The following is a 21,010-nucleotide window of genomic DNA, read 5'->3' on the forward strand; positions in this document are numbered from 1 at the left end:
CTAAACTGTGGCAGACGATAAACATACACCTCATAACCACGATGAGTCTTCGTTTAACGAACAGGATTCTTCTGATAATTTAGACAACACTTCACAGGATGATTCGTTGGATGGTGCGTTTGATGATTTGTCAAACAACACAACATCTGACGATGAAGCACTTGAAGATGATATAGAAGAAACAACCTCAAATGAAGATGAACAAACGCTTAATCTTGCTGGAGCAACGCTTGATCACACTATTTCTGATGAGGCAGGCTCACGCTTAGATTTATCCGATATTCATGGCGGAGCGCTTAAACCAACAGATTTGTCTTCTGAAATGAAAGCATCATTTCTTGAGTATTCAATGTCTGTTATTGTGGCTCGTGCATTGCCAGATGTACGAGATGGATTAAAGCCTGTTCATCGCCGTATTCTTTACGCTATGAATGAGGCTCACATTGTTCCTACACGTCCTCATAAAAAGAGTGCGTGGACGGTAGGAGAGGTAATGGGTAAATATCACCCACATGGAGACTCCTCAATCTATGATGCTATGGTTCGTATGGCTCAAGAGTTTTCGATGCGCTTACCTTTGGTAGATGGTCACGGAAACTTTGGATCTATTGACGGCGATCCTCCAGCTGCTATGCGTTATACCGAGTCACGCCTTACTCATGCTGCTATGCAGATGTTGCGTGATTTAGATAAAGAAACGGTAGATTTACAACCTAACTACGATGAATCTCTGCAAGAGCCTTCTGTTTTGCCAGCACGTTTTCCAAATCTGCTGGTAAATGGTTCAAATGGTATTGCTGTTGGTATGGCAACAAATGTTCCACCTCATAATTTAGCAGAAGTTTCTCGTGCTGTATGTATGATGATAGATAACCCTGATGCTACGGTTGAAGATCTTATGCAGGTACTTCCAGGACCTGATTTCCCAACCGGCGGCATTATCATGGGCACCGATGGCATCCGTGACGCTTATACAACTGGTAGAGGCTCTATTACCATTCGTTCAAAAGTGCACGTCGAAAATGTTGGACGTGGCGGTCGTCAGCGCCTTGTTATAACCGAGATTCCATATCAGGTTAATAAAGGTCTTTTGCAGGAACGCATTGCTCAACAAGTCAACGAAAAACGCATTGAAGGCATATCTGACATGCGTGATGAGTCTAACCGTAAGGGTATGCGCATTGTTATTGATCTTAAATCGGGTGCAGTGCCGCAGGTTGTACTTAACAACTTGTACAAAAGAACTCAATTGCAGGTCTCTTTTGGTGTAATTGACCTTGCGCTTGTTGATGGTGTTCCTCGAACACTAACTTTGCGTGAGATGATTTATTACTACATAGAACACCAAAAAGATATTGTAACGCGTCGCACACAATTTGATTTGGATAAAGCACTTAAGCGCGTTCATATTCTCGAAGGCCTGTTGATTGCAGTTGATAATATTGACGAAGTTGTTCATATTATCAGGTCTTCTCATGACGACCAAGAGGCAAAACAACGTATGAACGAGCGCTTTGGTATTGATGACATTCAAGGCGAAGCAATTCTTCAAATGCGCCTGCGTCGTTTAACTGGTCTTGCGCGAGAAGAGCTTGCAGCACAGATTGCTGAGCTTTATAAGTCAATTGAATACTATCGTGATTTACTTGCTCATCCACAAAAACTTTTGGAAGTTATTAAAGAAGAGCTCACCGAAATTTCTACTCGTTTCTCTGATAAGCGCCGCACGCAAATTTCTGCGCTTGGCGTTCAAAATCTTGACGTAGAAGACCTCATTGCTGAAGAAGACATGGTTATTACGGTAACGCACGCAAGCTATATTAAGCGTTTACCAGTAGCAACCTATAAATCTCAAAAACGCGGCGGTAAAGGTGTTCAGGGCTTATCGCTTAAAGACAATGACTTTGTTGAGAACATGTTTGTTGCCTCCACTCATGATTATGTTTTGTTCTTTACCAACAAAGGAAAGGTATATCGCCTTAAAGTTCACGAACTACCAGTTGGCTCGCGCCATGCCCGTGGTTCTGCTTTGATTAACGTTTTGCCTTTGAGTGAGGGTGAGTATCCAACGGCGGTTATTACCACACGTGATTTCCCAGCTGAAGAACATCTTATGTTTGCAACTAAATCGGGTATGGTTAAAAAGACGGCTATGAGCGACTACGATAAATCGCGCCGTGATGGACTTATTGCTATTAACCTTAAAGATGGCGACGAATTAGTAAATGTTCGTCGTGTAAAAGAGTCAGAGTATGTAATTTTGTGCTCAAGTGCAGGTAAAGCAATAATGTTTGAAGAAAGCGATATTCGTCCAACTGGTCGTGGAACATCTGGCGTGCGTGGTATAACGCTTAAAGATGGTGCTACGATGCTTGGTATGGAAATATCCAACGGTAAAGGCGACTTGCTTGTTGTGACCGAACACGGTTATGGAAAGCGTACTCCCGTTAGTGAATATCCGCTCCAAAAGCGTGGCGGTTTAGGCGTTAACACCATCGCTATGACTCAGAAAAAGGGTAAATTAAGCGCTTGTCGTGTAGTTGGCCCTCAGCACGAACTTATGATTGTCTCTGAAGAAGGTGTTATGATTCGTGTTCAAAGTCAAGATATTTCGCTTCTTGGCCGCGCAACGCAAGGCGTCAAGATTATGAACCTTGCCGAATCTGACAGTGTATCCGCTCTTGCTCGTATGCATATTCACAAAAAGAAAGACACAAATGAGCAATCAGATAGCAATCAGCCGCAATTGCCACTCGACTTTTTATCTCAGAAGCATCAGGAAGAAGAGATAAATATTGGCGATGATGAGCAGATCGATGACGAGTTATTAGATGATGATGAGTAGAACAAAAACCTCACTTTAAGCTCTGTGGCATATATGATCATATGGCTATATGTATCTCGATGGTGCATATAGCCATTTTATATAGAGATACATACGGTAATATGCGTATACCAAACGAGTTACGTATAGCTTATTTTAATCATCAAGAGAGGACATAAAGTTTTTTAATGCTTTGTCTTGCTGTTGGTTTAATTGTGCTTCTAAATTTGGGATCTGCGCTGATGAAATAACATGGTCATCAACAAAGAGAGCAACGTTTAATAAAATACTCAAGACACATGCATCAGAAGGTCTAACTTCAATTGCAAAAGACTCACCGTTATCTTGGCTTATGTTTCCTCGTGCATAAAACACAGTGTCTTTAACATCGTAAATTTCAAAGTAGACAATACGCGTATTGGTATGCTTAAGCATTTGCAGGATAATATCAAAAGGAGTGGGGCGAGAAAACACCTCGCGCGCGCTACAACCTTTTCGCATGCGGTCTATACATGTGCTTAACACGGCCGCTTCGTGGGTTCCTACACGAATAGGAAGAATTGGTTTGCTGTCCACATCGGGCGTATTACTTTGTTCGTTGCCTTTAAGCGAAAGATTTTTAATTGGATCCATGCGCATATGTTGTAGTTTCTTAAAAGCACTGTCGGTAGGTTGCAAAAATATCAGAGAAGGTACGCTAGAATTTCCTCGTACTAAGCTTTGAATCTCCATTGCAATCATTATGCTCTCCAAAAAAAACCAAAAGTTTGTCTGACATCTATCTTAGTATCTCATATTTGTAATCGTGTACGTTTAAGAAAACAAATAACAAACAGTAATATATGGTTTGTACTGCGCATTTACATGATTTTTAAAGTGTACAAGAATATTTGAATATCCGATAAGAGTTCAAATAAACGGCATTATGTATAAAATTGGCTCGATATTGTAGAGATGTATAAACATATAAGTTCTGTGAAGTTCTTATAGTATAAAAAAAGATTAGAAAACTGCTTGACTCACGAGTCACAACAGGGTACTATTTTTTCTTGCATTGGACTCGTAGCTCAGTTGGTCAGAGCGTCCGGCTGATAACCGGGAGGTCACAAGTTCGAGCCTTGTCGGGTCCACCACATTTTGAGATAGGCACCCCAGTGGCGGTTATCAAAACCCGCTGGGGTGGTTATAAAATGTGTGAAGCACCCATTTGGGGACGTAGCTCAGTTGGGAGAGCGCGGGCTTTGCAAGCCTGAGGTCGTGGGTTCGACCCCCATCGTCTCCACCATTTGCAATTCAAGCTAGGTGTTTTCACCTAGCTTTTTTTATATCGAGGAACTTATGAGCCAATCACCTATGCATTCAAACTCCGCAACTCCTATTTCTCCTGCATTAGATATCTTTGTTACGCAAGTTATGGATGCTGTTTGCGAAAGATATAAAACTGATACATCCATACCAGTTCTTATTGTTCTACAAGATAAAAACAATGAGTGTGTTTCGTTTGAGTTTGATCACGATAGCATCGAAAAATGCTTGGATGAAGCACGTGTCTATGTCAAACATTTGCCACGCATGCAGCCACATCTTAAAAACTTTCACCCTATTCGCTATGTTATATCCTATATAGGAAGCGTGAGCGAAGACGAATCTACACCTTCTTTTATTTCGGCACTTTTGTTTGAATATCAAGAAACAGGGGGTACGGGATATTCAGCGTACCTGCCTTTGGATAAAAAACAAGGGTTATTTTCTCGTTCACCTTTATCGGCAGGTGTTATAGAGGAACTTTTGTAATCTGATATAAGAATATACCGTGTAAATTCCTTAAAATCACAGGATTTTAACTTCTTTTCCAAAACAGTGGTATAAAGTTTTAATGTTTATACATTTAGGTAAACGCACATCTACGACCAAAGAAGAGGTTTATATGCTCCAAGAGCACATTAGAAATATTGCTATTATTGCCCATGTTGACCACGGTAAGACAACACTTGTAGACAAACTTCTGCGCGCAACCGACGCATTTAGAGCTAATCAGCAGGTTCAAGATCGTGTTTTAGATTCAAACGATCAAGAGCGTGAGCGCGGTATTACCATTCTTGCTAAGAACATTTCCATTGAGTATAAGGGTGTAAAAATTAACGTTATTGACACCCCAGGTCACGCTGACTTTGGTGGAGAAGTTGAGCGCGTTCTTAAAATGGCTGATAGTGCCTTGTTGCTGGTAGACGCTGCAGAAGGTCCTATGCCACAAACACGTTTTGTTTTACAACATGCCATTGCTGCACACTTACAAATTATGTTGGTTATCAATAAGATCGATAAGCCTGCTGCAAATTGTGAGCAAGCACTCAATAATTCGCTGGATTTAATGATGGATTTGGGTGCAACGGATGAGCAGCTTGAATTCACCATGGAACATGTAATTTACGCTTCGGCTGTTAACGGTTTTGCTCGTCTTACTCCCGATGATTCTTGTGATAATATGTTCCCACTTTTGGACATGATTGTGAACGAATTACCTGCTCCTGAAGTTGATGTTGATGCGCCTTTAGCTATGCAGTGTGTTACCATTGATCACTCGGACTACGTTGGTCGTATTGGTGTTGGCCGTATTTATTCGGGAACCATTCATAATAACGACAAAATCTTGGTTGTTAAAAACGACGGTACCTCATCTGTTGCTCAGGTAAAGCAGCTATATACCTTTGACTATTTAGGAAAAAAGGAGTGTAGTGAGATTTCTGCAGGTGATATTGGTGCTGTTGTAGGTATTGATCACACAGATATTGGTGATGTATATACCGATATTGATAATCCTGTAAAGTTGGAGCCTATCGAAATAGATCAACCAACACTTTCAATTGTTTTTGAGCCATCTACATCACCTCTTGTTGGTCGTGAGGGTGATATTGTTGGTGGTCGTCAACTTAAAGAGCGTCTTGAGACCGAGCGCGAAAATAATGTTACTATGCGCATAGAAGAGCTTGACGATAAAACTGGTGTTGAAGTAGCTGGTAGAGGAGTACTTCATCTCTCGGTTCTTATGGAGCAAATGCGCCGCGAAGGCTATGAATTTCAGGTTGGCCGTCCTCGCGTGCTTTTCAAAAAAGACGAGCATGGCAACATGCTTGAGCCTGTTGAGCAAGCGGTTGTTGAATGTTCTGGTGAATATTCAGGCAAGGTTATCGAGGTGTTTGGTAATGCTGGCGGTACGATGATAAACATGAAAACTGGTGCTACGCATACTCATCTTGATTTTAAGATTCCAACACGCGGTATTATGGGATTAAAAACTAAAGTGTTAAATGTAACTCACGGTGATGCAGTGTTTTATCACACGTTTTTGGAATACGGACCTTACGCAGGAGAAATCGGTACGCGTCAAAACGGCGCTATGATTTCGATGTCAACCGATAAAGCAGTGGCATATGCTTTGGGAACACTGCAGGAACGAGGTCAGCTTTTTGTAGCACCAGGTACCGAATGTTATGAGGGTATGTTGGTGGGCGAGCGCTCTAAACCTGGTGATATGGTCGTTAATATCGCAAAAACTAAAAATCTTGGTAACCAACGCTCTTCAACTGCTGATATTGCAGTTCAGCTTACTCCTCCTAAGACATTTACACTCGAAGAAGCACTTGAGTACATTATGGATGATGAGCTTGTTGAGGTTACACCGCAAAATATTCGCATGAGAAAGCGTATTCTTAACGAAACCGATCGTAGAAAATGGCGTGTTCGTAACGGTATGGTTGATAAATAATCTACCTACGTATAGCCAACTTATGGTGCTTAAGATAATGGCGAGATGGTTTTTAGCTGTCTCGCTATTTTTTATGCATGCGCCTCCAACGTTGATAACGCGTACGAGGATGAATAACCGCTTTGATGGTGGTGTTATGGGAAAACGCCTGTTTCGCTCGCTCTGCTTGTTTTTCAAATTGCGGCGTAAGATCTACATCGGCAGGGGATAAGAGATTATATGTAAGAGATATTCTTCTTAATGCAACGGTTGCAAGTACACAGAGTGCAGCCGCGATTGGACGATGCATGTATAGGCCAAATACCGCTGTATAGCTTACCAACGACCCTGCGATCGCACAAATTGCGTAATAATTGCTTCTCTGGAAAATGCGCGGTGTATTACCGATAAAAATGTCGCGCGCCATACCGCCGCCTACCCCTGTAAGCGTTCCCATAAGCACGCACGCCCAAGGGCTTAAGTAAAACGCCATAGCTTTGTCGGTTCCTGCCGCAGCAAAAAGACCTACTGACAAAATATCGATCCACTCAAGTGATTTTGGATGTTTGGTTAAAAAACTGGGGAATAAAAACCCTACACATGCAACAATTACCACCGAGGGTATGGCAAATTGCGAATCAAGCGCATAAATTCCACCGCGTTGCATGATCATATCGCGAATGAGTCCGCCGCCCAATCCTCCTAAAACCGATAGCGCCATAAAGCCTATTAAATCAAGCTTTCTTTCTTGGGCAACAAGCACGCCTGATAGTGCTCCAACCATAACCGATGCTAGGTCAAGCCACAAAGGAATTGAAAGTGCAGAAGCGTCTGGACCGTATGCGAAGAAAAAGTCGTTCATAAATAGTGTCACCTTTATATCTGTTATTTGCTTCATATAGTATTTTGTTTGTGTAATATAGTACCCTATACATACGTTTATAAGCACTTTTATAAGTACACCATGTATATTCTATATGAGTAGAGCATGTAAATATTGTGCAAACCGCATATAAACTCGCGTATATACAAACGCTATGGACGTACATACTAAAATACGTTATACTTTCTTACGCACTCTTAAATGGACGCTGTACAAAAGCGTCTGATTTAGAAGCTTTTATTGGAGAGTTGTCCGAGTGGCTGAAGGAGCACGATTGGAAATCGTGTATACGCCGAAAGCGTATCCCGGGTTCAAATCCCGGACTCTCCGCCAGTAAGTAACCTTGGCGTTGCACATTGTGTGGCGCCAAGTTTTATAGATGGAGCACGAGGGATATGTGCATCTAACCTATAGTTGCTTACACGCGTGCTTGTTGCCTTGAAATTTGTTTGTGCTGTTTGATACACAAATTTTTAGGCGTTCACCCTGGAGGGGTGGCAGAGTGGTCGAATGCGGCGGTCTCGAAAACCGTTTACCCTTGTATAAGGGTACGAGGGTTCGAATCCCTCCTCCTCCGCCATATTTTTTCTTACTTTTTACTCTATTTTACCAGCGGAAACGCAAAGATTATACTACGTAAAAAATAGTACACTTTAGTTGTTCGGAAAACCCGAACAACTGAAAGCGTTGTAAAAGCGTAAAACCGTAAAAGCGTAAATTACCGCGTTTAACTGGTGCAATGTTTTGCAATAACTCACCCAAAAAAAAGCTCATGCAATAATAATGCAATAACTTTTTGAGCTATAAATGCCTTATAAATCATTGAAATAAGCTCATTGTGGTATCATTGGAATCTATATTCTATTCAAAAGTATTGACGAAGGGAAAACTATGGACTCTCGTTTTTCTTCTAATCAAAGTTTGTTTTCGGCAGCAAAATCTGCGTTAACCTGCGAGGGCGGATGGTTTAAGCGCGTGTTATTGCTTTGCCTGATAGGCTTTATCCCAATTTACGGTTTAATATTTGTAACTGGATATATTTACGAATGGGCTGCAGGCATTATAAACCATACTGAACTGCCATTTGTAAGAAAAATTAGCTGGAAGCGTACATTTCTGGCAGGCTTAGCTCCATTTATTGTGGGAATTATTATTTATGGTATCTTTACCGAGATATCATTATCTACTAAAGATGTGGGCATACCATTTTTTGGCTTTATCCTTACGTTTTTGCAGGTCGCGATAACTGTTATTTTTACAGGATTGTGCTTGCGCCAAACGGTATACCGTCGTTTTTCGGAACTGTGGTCCGTTTCTTCTATACTGAGCGTATGTCTAGAAGACATGAGTGGTTTCTTGAGCTGTATTGTCCTTAGTTTTATTATTTCTTTTCTTACATCCATAGTGATGGTTATTTTGTTTTTGGTAATTCTTATCTTTGGATTTGCCTCGGTTGCAGACCCTCAAATTATACTTAACGTTCTTAAAGGTGATTTATCTCATCTTTTATCCATTGTTGTTACACTTATGATCATGGGTCTTATTACTGCGGTGATTGTGTCTCCTGTGCTTGTAATAACAAACGCTTTAATAGTGTCTCTTGTTGCAGTTTGGATTGCTCGTAGCGACATTTCTGCCGATCGTAAGTTTTACGCTCCAGCTATTACCGATGGGAGCGCCGTTTCTCGTGAAACAGATACCTATGACGTGGATAATAGGTAACTAATTATATAGATGTTTGATATGTGCTTAGTGACTATAGTTTGCTGTTCGCCTTTTCACTGTGTTAGTAACAACACATGAATGAATGCTGCAAACATTTATATTGAGTTTTGTTTCAAAATCACCCGCGTATGTTACGTGGGTGATTTTGCAAGTTTGTACCAAGTTTTGTGCAAGTTGAACTTGATAGGATATGTTTAACGAGTATGAAATACCTATAAGGGTGTGGCAAGATTGTGTGTGTATGAAAATATTGTTAGCACTGTGGTAGTATAGAAAATTGACTTTTCCTGCTTTGAGTGCAACCTTCACAACTCAAAGCCGTTAGCCCAGAGGAGGTGACCATATTGAAGGCATACGAATTATTGTATTTTGTAAGTCCATCTTCTACCGAAGAAGCTCGCGATGCTGTAGCAAAGCGTATTGACACTACTGTTAAAGAAAACGGCGGTGTTATTGATAATGTAGAGGATTGGGGTAAGCATAAACTCGCTTACGAGATTGATAAGCTTACCGAAGGTGATTACACCCTTATTGATTTTCATGCAGATCCAACGCAAATCGCAGAACTTAATCGTGTTTTACGTATTAACGACACGGTAGTTCGTCACATGATTGTGCGTCGTCCTGACAAAGATTAGTAAAAATAACATCACATGACCTTGATGTGAGAGGTGGATAAATCATGAGTATTAATAGAGTTTCATTGTCCGGTAATCTTACACGTGATCCCGAATTACGTAGTACAACCTCGGGTTCGCAAGTGCTTTCTTTTGGAATAGCTGTAAATGATCGCCGTAGAAACGCACAAGGCGAGTGGGAAGATGTTCCCAATTACGTTGACTGCGTCGTATTTGGTGCTCGTGCAGAATCTTTAAGCCGTTTTCTTGCTAAAGGTCAAAAAATTGTATTGGAAGGAAAACTTCGTTGGAGCCAATGGGAGCGCGACGGTCAGAAGCGTTCTAAGCTTGAGGTTATTGTAGATAATCTTGATTTCTTCTCTCAACGTCATCAAAATGGCGCAGAAGGTTCTGGTTATCAACAGCCTTACGGTACACAGATGCCTATGCAACAAAGTGTACCTGTTGCCGCACCAACTCCATATACACAAGCTCCAGCAACTGGTGGTTATCAAGATCCTCAACAGCCGGCGCAAGTTTCGGTTCCAGAGCCTCCAGCAGCGGATGTGTATGACGAAGAAATTCCATTTTAAATTTTGTGATGTGATATGAAAATCAAACGAGATGGATTTTCCATCATAGAAAGGCTTTAAGACATGGCTAGACAAAAGCAAGTTGAGCAACCTCAGCCGCGTCGTAAATTCAGTCAACTTGATAAAGCTGAACTTGATTTTGTGGATTACAAAGACACACAGCTTTTGCGCAAGTTTATGACCGATCGTGGGAAAATTAAACCCCGTCGTGTGACCGGTATTTGCACGCAGCATCAACACAATGTTGCAATGGCTATTAAGCGCGCTCGTGAGATGGCGTTACTTCCTTATACAGTAACTGTTGTCTCGAGTCGTGGTGGCCGCAACCGTGGCTAATTAGCTCATTATACGTATTGAGAGTTGGTTAAAACCAACATATTAAAGGAGTTCCTATGAAAGTCATCCTCTTGGGTGAGCTGAGGGGCAAAGGTGGAGAAGGCGATGTTGTAGACGTTGCTCAAGGATATGCAGAAAACTGCCTATTCCCAAGCAAAATTGCCGTACCTGCTACCCCAGGTAACATTAAACAACTCGAGGAGCGCCGTCATAACATCGAAAAGCGTGAAGAGAAGCGCTTGGCTGATGCACATGCGACTAAAGAGTTGCTTAATGGTAAACAAGTTCTCATCGAAGCAAAAGTGGGAGAAAACAACCAACTGTTTGGTTCAATTACAACTGCTCAAATTGTTGCGGCTGTTAAAGAACAATTGAACGTAGAGATTGACCGCAAACGCATTGCTCGTGGTGCAACAATCAAGGTTGCAGGTTCTCACAAGGTTGAAATCAATCTTTACCGTGATATTAACGCAGAGATTTTTGTTGTTGTTGGAGCAAATGTTAAAGAGATTGAAAAATCGCTTTCTGACGACAAAGAAAACTCTGAAACCGTTGAAGCAGACGCGACTGCAGATGCTACAACCGAAGAGAATGCGGCTGAGTAGTATTTAGCTCGCTATGCATTCACTCAACCTTAAACTGAAACAGGTGAACAAGTGGTTCGCCTGTTTTTTTTATTTAGTTACAAGAGTGACTTATTAACAATAAATTATAAAACACGGTACTCACACACGTTCTTATACTGCAAAAATCAACAGGAGTATTCATTAGCTTAAGAATTTAACTGGTTAAGCTTTTGACTGTATTCAAAAACACGGATTAACAACAAATCTACCTGCGCAAACAAAAAACAGAATGAATAATCGCACCTATTTCATCCTCATCGAAATTTATAAACGGTAAGCATCATAAATTCTTCATACTTTAAACAGTTTTTCAGCTGTGTTGTCTAAAATGTTGAAAATGTTGAAAACTTATAAAACACATTGAAATCGCTTGAGTATTGTAAACATTGGAAGATGAAAGTTGATAATACCGACAAAGTTTAAAAGTAAAGACTTGATTTCAAATTTCTTCATTCTTTTTTGTTGTAGACTAAATAACGCTCTTACAAACCATTCCATGTAATGACAACAAAAAGGAAATTTTGTGCCTGCAACAACTACATTTCAAAATTACGCGCAAGATGAGCAACAATCTCAAAATTTAGGTGCTCTTGATCCTACGCAGGTTCGTATGCCACAGGATAGCGATGCAGAAAAATCAATTCTTTCTGCAATGCTGTTATCTGATGACGTTCTGCAAGAATGCTTGATGCGCTTGCGTGTGGATGATTTTTATCTGCAGTCCCACAAAATGATTTTTAATGCAATTTGCGCACTTGCAGAACAAGGACATCAGGCAGATCCAATCTCGGTTGCGGATTACCTTAAAACCCAAAATCAACTTGATAAAATAGGTGGATCTTCAACACTTCTTGAACTTAACGAGAACACGTTTTCGTTAACGTCTTGGGAACATCATATTGAGATCCTGCGCAGAAACGCTACGTTGCGTGCCATTATTCATGCATCAGCCAATATACAAAAACTGGCGTTTAGCGCGCCTGAAGACACCAAAGAAGTGGTCGACTCAGCAGAAAATATGTTGCTTGATGTAACTAATAAAGAAGTTACTAGTAACTTTTCGCAATTATCAGATCTTATGGCAGACCTGTACAACGACTTAAGCGACATGCAGGAAAAAGGTAAGCCACAAGGAGTGTACACCGATTACCCCACGGTTGATCGCTGGTTGCAAGGATTACGTCCAGGTCAAATGATAGTCGTGGGCGCTCGTCCTGGTGTTGGTAAAACATCGTTTGCGCTCAATTTGGCAGTTAATATGGCTAATTCAGGAGCGTCTGTTGCTTTCTTTTCTCTTGAGATGAGTAAAATTGAAATTGCACAGCGTCTTTTGTCCGCTCAGGCAAAAATTGACCTGTCGGTTATTAGAGGCGGAAATATTCAGGCTAATCAATGGGCTCCTATTATGGCAGCAACTGCGGATCTTTCTAAGCTTGATATTATGGTTGACGATACACCAGGAACTACTGTTACTGAAATTCGTGCTAAAGCACGTCGTATGCTTAACAATAAAGAAAACAGCGTGGTTATTATAGACTATCTACAGCTGCTTTCCCCACCATCTGGGCGCTATCGTGCAGACTCACGCGCTACTGAAGTTTCGGAGATGTCGCGTGGTATCAAAATTATGGCAAAGAATCTTAACGTGCCCGTAGTTGCGCTGTCTCAGCTCAATCGTCAGGTTACTGGCCGTCGAGATCAAAAACCTCAGCTGTCTGACTTGCGCGAATCGGGTTCAATTGAGCAAGATGCCGACATTGTTATTCTTCTTGACCGTTCTATGACAGATGAAGAGGCGGAGCGTCAAGACAGGCCGGATAGGGGAGAAACGAGTCTTATTATTGCTAAGAACAGGTCTGGTCCTGTAGGCGTTGTTTCATTAAGATTCTTGCCGGGAACGACCAAGTTTTTGGAAATTGATAAATCGCATGAGGAGTAAGTGCCGTATACAATCTGTCACGTGTTTTGACGGGTGTATGATATATACAAGTTGTACGTAGACTTTGTTTTATCGCTTGTTTCCTGTGTGCAAATAATGCAATACTAAAGAAGTTATATAAATCTAAGAAGGGGGATTTTATGCCTGCTTCAGTTCTTGTTGGTGCTCAATGGGGCGATGAAGGAAAAGGTAAAGTTACCGATCTTATTGCAGGTGGTTTTGATGTTGTATGCCGGTATTCCGGTGGTGCAAACGCGGGACATACTGTTGTGGTGGGTTCTAAAAAGTTGGCACTTCATCAGATTCCATCGGGAATCATGTACAAAGACGCAATCTCTGTCATAGGCAACGGTTGCATTGTTGATCCTGAAGTTGTGATTCAAGAGATTAACACGCTTGAATCGGAAGGTGTTTCATGCGAAAACCTTCGTATTTCTGGCAACGCGCACCTTGTTATGCCGTATCACAAAGATTTAGACGGTGCACATGAGCAAAAACTTGGTAAGAATCTTATAGGAACTACTAAGCGTGGTGTTGGTCCAACCTATATGGATAAAATGAACCGTATTGGTTTACGCGTACAGGATTTGCTTGATGACAACACGTTTAACCAAAAGCTTGAGGCCGCGCTTGCCTACATTAACCCAATTTTAACTGATGTGTATAGCTTAAAACCCTATGATCAAGAAAGCTTAGGCGCACAATATCTTAACTATGCGCAAACACTCAAGCCATATATCATTGAGAGTTCTTTATATCTCAATCGGGTACTTGATGACGGTAAAAGCATTTTGTTTGAAGGCGCTCAAGCCACTATGCTTGATATAGACCATGGCACCTATCCCTTTGTTACATCTTCCAACTGTACTGCAGGCGGTGCGGTAACTGGCTCTGGGGTTGGTCCTACTAAGATCAACCGTATTATTGGTGTGGCAAAAGCTTATTTAACACGTGTTGGATCGGGTCCTTTCCCAACAGAGTTAACCGATGAGATGGGCGAAAAGCTTCGTCAACAAGGCGCAGAATTTGGCGTAACAACTGGACGTGCACGTAGATGTGGATGGTATGATGCGCCCATTGTTAAACATTCGGTTCGCGTAAATGGTTTGACTGATTTGGCTATAACCAAGCTGGACGTGCTAAGTTGCATGGATGAGATTAAGGTTTGCGTTGCTTATAACTGTGACGGAGAGCGTTATGACAGTGTTCCCGAGTTTCAGGCACGCTTTTTGCATGCAAAGCCTATCTATGAAACGCTTCCTGGCTGGAACTGTGATATTACAGGTGTTCGTCGCTTTGAAGATTTGCCTAAACAAGCTCAAGCTTACATTGACTTTTTGGAAAAGCTTGCAGGTGTTCGCATTTCAATTATTACGGTTGGTCCTGAGCGCGAGCAAACCATTAATCGTTATTGGAATTAAACAATAATTGAATGCAATTTATTACACTGAAATAGAGTAAAGCAAAAACGCTTGTGCCGTAATAGGGAGAGGGGGTTAACATGGCGGATACACAACAAAAAAAGTTTGCAATTGTATGCGATAGTGCATGTGATATTCCACTACATGCGCTTAATTCTGCCCAAGTTCACCTCGTTCCCTATTATGTATGTTCAAAAGGGCACAACTATCGTGAGTGTATAGACCTTGATCCCTTGGATTTCTACGTGCATCTTTCTTCTACGAAGGGTCGCTTTGTTATTAAAACCCCTGCAATAAAAGATTATGTTCGTACTTTTGAAGAGTGCAGGGATTTGGGTTATAAAGACATCGTAACGCTTCATGCGTCAACAAAACTTTTTGATTCTTATTCCGCCTGCGTTGCTGCAGCTAAGTCTGTTTCTAGTGTATGTGTGCATGCCATTGATACAAAATGCATATCTGCTCAACTAGCACTAGTTTTAGCCGCTTTGGTTCGTGATCGCGACGATGGTTTAGAAGTGACTCAAGCGTGCAAACGAGCGGTAACACTTGCAAACTCTACTAAAATATCAATAATTCTTCCTCCTCAAGCAGCCGACTTAACAAAAGTGTCTTCAAAACCATATGGAAGCATTATTCTTGGTGCGCAAGCACTTAAAGCGCGCGCATTTGGTGTGCGCCGTATGTTTACCTTGAGCGACGAGGGTTTACCGAAAGAACTTTGCAGTGCATCTCAGCTGCATATATTAGCGGGTAGGCTGGTGCGCAAAATGAGTTTGTACAGTCATCAGGTTGGCCCTTTAACTTATGTTGAAATCAGCTCTGGTGCACCGCGGCTGTTGAGCATATTAGAAAAGCCGCTTGATACCAATGAGTTTGAATCTCATGGAGCAGGTGTTGTTAATACCAATCCTTCTACAACCAAGTTATTGGGTGTAGGTACTGTGGGCGTGAGTTATACACCGGCTGCATATATTACTGCACAGCAATTTTCATCTTTTCTTGCAGGCGAATAGTTATTTATAAATCCATGCATTATGGTATTGTTACCGCATAATATGCTATACCACTAAAACTGCTTATGTCATGTGGTTTCGTTATGATAAATCAATCGTATAGGTTAATTTTCGCTATTATAAAACCGTATGCATTACAAAAGCATATTGTAAGGTGAGAGGCGCTTATAAAGAAGAGGGGTAGTATTATGCCAAAACGTACACACAAGAGCGATTCTACCGCTGATGAATGTAAAAAAACAAGCATTACACGCGCCTCAAAACAAGCTCTTGGTGATACAGACTTACTTGAATATCCCCTTGAAGAATCAACGGTTTTTAATGGACTTATTTTTAATGTGTCAAGAATGCAAGTTAAACTTCCCAATGGAAATATTGGCGAACGCGATATTGTTAGGCACCCTGGTGCTGTGGCTGTTGTTGCGCTTACCAATAGCGGGTCTATTTGTTTGGTAAGACAATACAGACCTTCACTTGACAGAATTACCCTGGAAATACCCGCTGGTAAACTGGAGCTTGGCGAGGATCCTCTTGAGGCAGCACAAAGAGAGTTACTTGAAGAGACGGGTATGGTTGCACAAAATATGGCGCTCCTTACCACAATTGCCTCGGCTGTTGGTTTTTCCGATGAATTAGTGCGTATTTATATGGCAACTGGTCTTACACAAGGAACACCTCATCCTGATCAGGATGAGTTTGTCCGCACGGAACTTGTTCCTTTACACGAATTTATCAATACTGTATTAGATGGTAGAATTGAGGACGCAAAAACAGTGGTGGGAGCTCTTATTTGTGATGCTGTTTCCCATCGTTTAACCTCACAAAATTCTGTTGAATAGTAGGTATTGTCGGTTTTAGTACGGAGATTTTTCATGAGAAAAAAAAGAGAAATCGCGCGCGTTCAATGTCATGCTTTGGATGCAAAGAACGCTGAAATACTATTTGCCACGGTAGATGAAACAGGTCATACCAACGCTGAAACGGCAAAAAAACAGCGTGCTCGCCGCCGCAGGTTTGGAAATGCTGTTGCGGTTGACCCTTTATCAACAGATGACCCATCAGGCTCTAATATCGAACGCGTTATTGCAATAACCGCGGTTTCATTTGTAGCCATTTTCTTCGTTTTAGTTATTGCTTCACAGGTTGCAATAGGTGTTATTAGACGCAATAGCACGGCAAATCTTGCAACCGAGGTGTCGGTTAAAGCGGTTGGTTCTGCTATGAGTGGAGGTGTTGAATGGGGTAATGGATTTACTCAATTCCCCGAGCGTTTTTCTGTTGAAGAGGCCGACGAAAACACACATCGTATAGAGGTTACCGTTACCGATACAACCTCTAAAGATTTGCTTGAAGTCTTTGCTGGTTCTCAAATTCAGGCAGCTGCACTCTCTATTAATTCGCTGCTCAATCCTAATATAAATACCGTAATTTACCATGTTCAGGTGTACTTTAACGAAGATAATAAACTCCAACACTCTAACTTGTTTGGTATACTTCCTCCCCAGGGAGCACCTCGAACGCTTATGACGTTTATTTGGACAAAAACAACAACCGATAATGGCGTTCGTTTCCATTGCACCATTAAAGGCGTCGACAAAGAAATTGCCGATAAATTACGGGCTCATATCACGTCGTCATTTACCCCAAATACTATCATTGGCCAGGTTTTTGGGACAGTAGATCAAGATGTTACTGATACTACCAAGGACAAGTCTTCTCAAGATGGAGTTTCGAGTAAATCAGCTGAAGATCACGCAGGTTCGCCTCAATCTTCTACAGATGATACGAAAAACAAAAAAGACAGGTCTGCTACAACAAAAGACTCAAGTAATTCTGCTTCCAGCTCCCAAGAATCAGACAAAGATGCATCTGAGGGCTCTAGTGTTGCGGTTGATAACTCAAACAGTGTAGGTTCTGCTCGTTAAAACTACGTGTGCGCACAGCACGGCATATATTGTCTGTATATATAAAACCGCTGTTCTTAAGCGTGTACGTGCTTAGGAACAGCGGTTTAGTTGATGAGAAGCTCGCTTTTGGGTAAGCGCATGCGTGCGGAATCCGCAATTAAACATGCATGACATTAAACTATCATGCGTGCTCGTTATTTTGTTACTCTATAACACCAGTTGTGTTACATCGCCAAGCAAAGACTCAAAGCTTACTCCGCGCATTTGCCAGTCGGGCTGTTTTTGAGTGATGGCAATAGCTTTACACACAAAATTGCCTGCAAATTCGGTGGCTCTGATGATATCTTTTCCATTCATACAACAAGCTAAAATACAGCTTGCAAATAAATCTCCCGTTCCGTGTAGGCTTACATTGAGCTTTTCTTGAGAAACTTTAACAACGTGCGCGTGTTTATTGGCTACAAAGTTAATGATCTTACCGTCAGCCGTTTCGATACCCTTTAAGACTATATACCTCGCGTGATATGATCCAAGAGCTTCAAGCATGTGTTTTACATATTCAGGAGATGGACTTTGTCCTTCATACTCTGTGTCTGTTAAGATGGCGGCTTCAGTAAGATTGGGTGTTAGGATATCGGCATCGTGCGCAAGTTCTTTCATAGCACAACAGAGGTCTTTGGTGTATGTTGGGTAGCTTTTACCGCCGTCGCCCATTACGGGATCTACAATGCGTAGTGCGTGAGGAAACATAGTGTAGAGTCTTTGTATAGTCCTCACCTGTTCAGCGTCACCTAAAAATCCAGAGTATATTGCATCTACCTCAACCTTTTCTTTTTCCCATGCATTTAGATAAGACTCAAGCATCGACGTTGTGTCGTGCATATAAAAATGTTCATACTTAGTATGAGCCGAAAACAGCGACGTAGGAACAGGACACACATCGCATCCAGCTGCCGACAACAAAGGAATTGCAACACCTAATGAGCATTTTCCATAGCCACATAAATCGTGTACCGCTGCTACACGGGGAATATATCCAGACTTTTGAGAGAAAATAGCTGTAAAGTCGTTGTTGTCTATTTTGGTGGTACATACATCGTAATCTGATTCTAGATATTGCGTTTTCATACTAAACACTCCTTAAACGAGTTGTATAACGTGTTAAAAAATGATGACAAGAATGTCAACTATTGTATCTGTATATCAGTATAAGCTAAAACGTGTGTTTGCGTGCGTGTGTGAAGTATGAACGCATGTGCTCTTGGGGTATAATGTCAAAAGCCGCATCGCGCACAAAGTCATTATCCAACGCTTGTTATAACAAGCAAAAGCGCTTTATAGATAGAGGTCAACATGGGTAAACATAGCCCTCAAGCACAAATGAAATCAAATAATTTACCTCAAAAACCACTGCCGTATCAGCCAGAACAAAACACGTACAGCTCACTTGTTTCCAAGCATAAAACCAAGAAGAAAAACTTCAAAGATTATTTATCAACCATTTTGATTGTTGTTGGCTTTTTGCTTATGCTTGCAGGTGGCGCTTACTATGGTTATACACAATGGTGTTATTATGACCAAAGTCAAACTAACAGCAAATTGGCGCAATACGCAACTATCCCTGACACTCAAACCGACAACAATGGAGATGAAACTAATGGTGCTCCCGAAGTTGATTGGGCTGGTCTTAAGGCTATTAACTCAGAAGTTGTTGGATGGCTGCAAATGCCAGGAACTCCTGTTAATTACCCCGTGTACCATACAACTGATAATGAGCGGTATTTAAGGCATAACGCCGAAGGTAAATGGACCATTGGTGGACAGGTATTCATGGACTGTGATAACAAAGAACCAGGGCTTGTGGATTATCAAACAGTTTTATACGGCCACCACTTAAAAGACGGCACCATGTTCTATCACTTCTTTTTGCTCAATGATCAGGATAAATTTAACAAAACAAAAACTATTTGGTATGTAACTGAAAAAAAGGCGTATGAGCTTGAACCGCTATTTGTGTATTACACACAACCCGAAGATCTTGATGTTCGTAAGCTTTCGTTCGCTAATGATCAAGAATTTCATGATTATCTACAACAACGCTTACAAAAAGCCGTTACGCGTCGTGCTAATGCAGACCAGATCATTCCTCGGTTAAAGCATGTTATGACGATGTCCACCTGTAATTATTACGAAGGTTATGGACGTTCAGAAACAGTGTGCGCGCTTAAAAGTGAGGTAAATTTATCTGACTAGTTGCTCATTTGGCTAAGGACTCACTTTTGTTTTACTTGGTAACTAACTTAACGACAGTGCGCGGAGTGGGCACTCATTGGTGATGTTTGTCTGCTTACGGCAGCTCATTGATGAGCTGGATCGTGTCATCTTTTTGTCCGTGGCCAGGGTCATTGATGTCTTGAAACGCAACGCCCATAACGCAGACAATGTAATCAACATTGTTTTTGGTTACAAGTGTTACCCAGCATAAACCTGCGTTATCGGTGGTTCCAGATTTACCACCAAGTATCTTAAAACCATTTTGTTCCTCAGGTGTTATATGAGAAAGAATGTTGTTTTTCATGGTGATGCCTTTAGGGTGTTGGTTTGTTTTTGAAGACGTGTATTCTTGAGCGGTTAAGATCTCTTTGAACCTTTTGTCTTGCAAACATGCGTTGAACACTTTTACAACATCTGCTGCGCAGCTTATTTGATTTGGATCATCCAGACCTGTTGGATTGGTGTAATGAGTTGCACTTAATCCAAGTTTACGTGCGTTATCATTCATTTCTTTTACAAAGGCGTCTACAGAGCCAGCTGTATGTATTGCTAAGTTGGTAGCACATTCGCCTCCCGACCTTAATAGCGTTCCATAGAGAAGGTCTTTATATGTTGTTTGTTCATCGGCTACAAACCCTGCCATAGATGCGTTTTCGTCGAGCAAGTGCTGAAATGTTTCTTTGTCTATGGGAGCTACTTGGTCTAAGGACTGTATGTGCTGTAGTGCGGTATAAATAGTCATCAGCTTTACCAGTGACGCAGGTGCACATGCCACGTCTGCGTCATCGTTAATAACTTCTTTACGGTGCGTTATATCGTAGACATATCTATACTTTGAGCGATATGTACCACTTGCGTGATGTGTGATGGCTAAAGGATCAAGTATGTAGCCGTCAGATGTACCCGGAGGTGTAAGAATGCACTCAATTTGAATGGTTTTTGTTGTGTTGAGCGCGTATAACACAGCTCCTACAAACGCTACAGCCGCAAATATGACAAAAATCCGAAATACCTTGCTTATTTTGGACAACGCTCTCTTGCGTTTTCTGTATTCCATACGCCCTTCAAAATCTAAATTTTGGTAGGTAAAACTTGATATGTGTT

At 41.4% G+C, this 21,010-nt stretch carries 18 protein-coding genes and 4 tRNA genes; 18 read left to right on the forward strand and 4 right to left on the reverse strand.

What is annotated here, in order from left to right:
- Window positions 1-7 precede the first annotated feature (7 nt).
- On the forward strand, window positions 8-2,845 hold the full coding sequence (gene gyrA, locus AC5GD6_RS00250; RefSeq protein WP_491845971.1) for a DNA gyrase subunit A: 2,838 nt from the start codon (window positions 8-10) through the stop codon (window positions 2,843-2,845).
- Between the two features lie 135 nt (window positions 2,846-2,980).
- Here gyrA and AC5GD6_RS00255 read toward each other — a convergent pair whose 3' ends face one another.
- Window positions 2,981-3,565 (reverse strand): bifunctional nuclease domain-containing protein, encoded by a 585-nt coding sequence (locus AC5GD6_RS00255; protein WP_491845972.1) that lies wholly within the window; start codon window positions 3,563-3,565, stop codon window positions 2,981-2,983.
- Between the two features lie 315 nt (window positions 3,566-3,880).
- Between AC5GD6_RS00255 and AC5GD6_RS00260 the strand changes: the two genes are divergently transcribed.
- The 4 genes from AC5GD6_RS00260 (at window position 3,881) to typA (ending at window position 6,590) form a co-directional block, all read left to right on the forward strand.
- Window positions 3,881-3,957 (forward strand) — tRNA-Ile (locus AC5GD6_RS00260).
- Between the two features lie 76 nt (window positions 3,958-4,033).
- Window positions 4,034-4,109 (forward strand) — tRNA-Ala (locus tag AC5GD6_RS00265).
- Between the two features lie 53 nt (window positions 4,110-4,162).
- Entirely contained in the window at window positions 4,163-4,618 is a 456-nt protein-coding gene (locus AC5GD6_RS00270) for a hypothetical protein (RefSeq protein ID WP_491845973.1), read from the forward strand.
- Window positions 4,619-4,751: 133 nt separating this feature from the next.
- Entirely contained in the window at window positions 4,752-6,590 is a 1,839-nt protein-coding gene (gene typA, locus AC5GD6_RS00275) for a translational GTPase TypA (RefSeq protein WP_061103343.1), read from the forward strand.
- Between the two features lie 64 nt (window positions 6,591-6,654).
- Here the strand turns inward: typA and AC5GD6_RS00280 are convergent, their stop codons facing one another.
- Complete coding sequence (locus AC5GD6_RS00280) at window positions 6,655-7,431, reverse strand: trimeric intracellular cation channel family protein (RefSeq protein WP_276778032.1); 777 nt, start codon at window positions 7,429-7,431, stop codon at window positions 6,655-6,657.
- Window positions 7,432-7,694: 263 nt separating this feature from the next.
- On the opposite strand from AC5GD6_RS00280, the gene AC5GD6_RS00285 reads away from it, so the two are divergent.
- From AC5GD6_RS00285 to AC5GD6_RS00340, 12 genes are all read left to right on the forward strand, one after another.
- A tRNA-Ser gene (locus tag AC5GD6_RS00285) sits at window positions 7,695-7,785 on the forward strand.
- Between the two features lie 155 nt (window positions 7,786-7,940).
- Window positions 7,941-8,032 (forward strand) — tRNA-Ser (locus AC5GD6_RS00290).
- Between the two features lie 311 nt (window positions 8,033-8,343).
- Window positions 8,344-9,174 carry a DUF4013 domain-containing protein gene (locus tag AC5GD6_RS00295; RefSeq protein ID WP_311431245.1) on the forward strand — a complete coding sequence of 277 codons (831 nt, stop codon included), beginning with the start codon at window positions 8,344-8,346 and terminating at the stop codon, window positions 9,172-9,174.
- Window positions 9,175-9,521: 347 nt separating this feature from the next.
- The gene (rpsF, locus tag AC5GD6_RS00300; protein ID WP_010241717.1) at window positions 9,522-9,815 is read left to right on the forward strand and encodes a 30S ribosomal protein S6; all 294 of its coding nucleotides are present in this window, start codon (window positions 9,522-9,524) and stop codon (window positions 9,813-9,815) included.
- Between the two features lie 44 nt (window positions 9,816-9,859).
- Window positions 9,860-10,387: a single-stranded DNA-binding protein gene (locus AC5GD6_RS00305; protein ID WP_491845974.1), complete on the forward strand. Its 528-nt coding sequence runs from the start codon at window positions 9,860-9,862 to the stop codon at window positions 10,385-10,387.
- A gap of 63 nt (window positions 10,388-10,450) precedes the next feature.
- Entirely contained in the window at window positions 10,451-10,723 is a 273-nt protein-coding gene (rpsR, locus tag AC5GD6_RS00310) for a 30S ribosomal protein S18 (protein WP_006302241.1), read from the forward strand.
- 56 nt (window positions 10,724-10,779) lie between these two features.
- Complete coding sequence (gene rplI / locus AC5GD6_RS00315; protein ID WP_311431247.1) at window positions 10,780-11,328, forward strand: 50S ribosomal protein L9; 549 nt, start codon at window positions 10,780-10,782, stop codon at window positions 11,326-11,328.
- Between the two features lie 544 nt (window positions 11,329-11,872).
- Window positions 11,873-13,288 (forward strand): replicative DNA helicase, encoded by a 1,416-nt coding sequence (gene dnaB / locus AC5GD6_RS00320; RefSeq protein ID WP_311443992.1) that lies wholly within the window; start codon window positions 11,873-11,875, stop codon window positions 13,286-13,288.
- Between the two features lie 140 nt (window positions 13,289-13,428).
- Complete coding sequence (locus AC5GD6_RS00325; protein WP_491845975.1) at window positions 13,429-14,709, forward strand: adenylosuccinate synthase; 1,281 nt, start codon at window positions 13,429-13,431, stop codon at window positions 14,707-14,709.
- A gap of 80 nt (window positions 14,710-14,789) precedes the next feature.
- Entirely contained in the window at window positions 14,790-15,725 is a 936-nt protein-coding gene (locus AC5GD6_RS00330; protein ID WP_491845976.1) for a DegV family protein, read from the forward strand.
- A gap of 188 nt (window positions 15,726-15,913) precedes the next feature.
- Complete coding sequence (locus tag AC5GD6_RS00335) at window positions 15,914-16,564, forward strand: NUDIX domain-containing protein (RefSeq protein ID WP_491845977.1); 651 nt, start codon at window positions 15,914-15,916, stop codon at window positions 16,562-16,564.
- Between the two features lie 33 nt (window positions 16,565-16,597).
- Window positions 16,598-17,650, forward strand: a complete 1,053-nt coding sequence (locus AC5GD6_RS00340; protein ID WP_491845978.1) for a hypothetical protein — start codon at window positions 16,598-16,600, stop codon at window positions 17,648-17,650.
- Window positions 17,651-17,839: 189 nt separating this feature from the next.
- Here AC5GD6_RS00340 and AC5GD6_RS00345 read toward each other — a convergent pair whose 3' ends face one another.
- On the reverse strand, window positions 17,840-18,760 hold the full coding sequence (locus AC5GD6_RS00345) for a pyridoxamine kinase (protein WP_491845979.1): 921 nt from the start codon (window positions 18,758-18,760) through the stop codon (window positions 17,840-17,842).
- Window positions 18,761-18,985: 225 nt separating this feature from the next.
- Here AC5GD6_RS00345 and AC5GD6_RS00350 point away from each other — a divergent pair, with 225 nt between their 5' ends.
- On the forward strand, window positions 18,986-19,885 hold the full coding sequence (locus AC5GD6_RS00350; protein WP_491845980.1) for a class B sortase: 900 nt from the start codon (window positions 18,986-18,988) through the stop codon (window positions 19,883-19,885).
- Window positions 19,886-19,979: 94 nt separating this feature from the next.
- On the opposite strand, the gene AC5GD6_RS00355 is transcribed toward AC5GD6_RS00350, so the two are convergent.
- Window positions 19,980-20,936 (reverse strand): D-alanyl-D-alanine carboxypeptidase family protein, encoded by a 957-nt coding sequence (locus AC5GD6_RS00355; protein WP_491845981.1) that lies wholly within the window; start codon window positions 20,934-20,936, stop codon window positions 19,980-19,982.
- Window positions 20,937-21,010 lie beyond the last annotated feature (74 nt).

Source organism: Fannyhessea sp. (genome assembly GCF_986145555.1).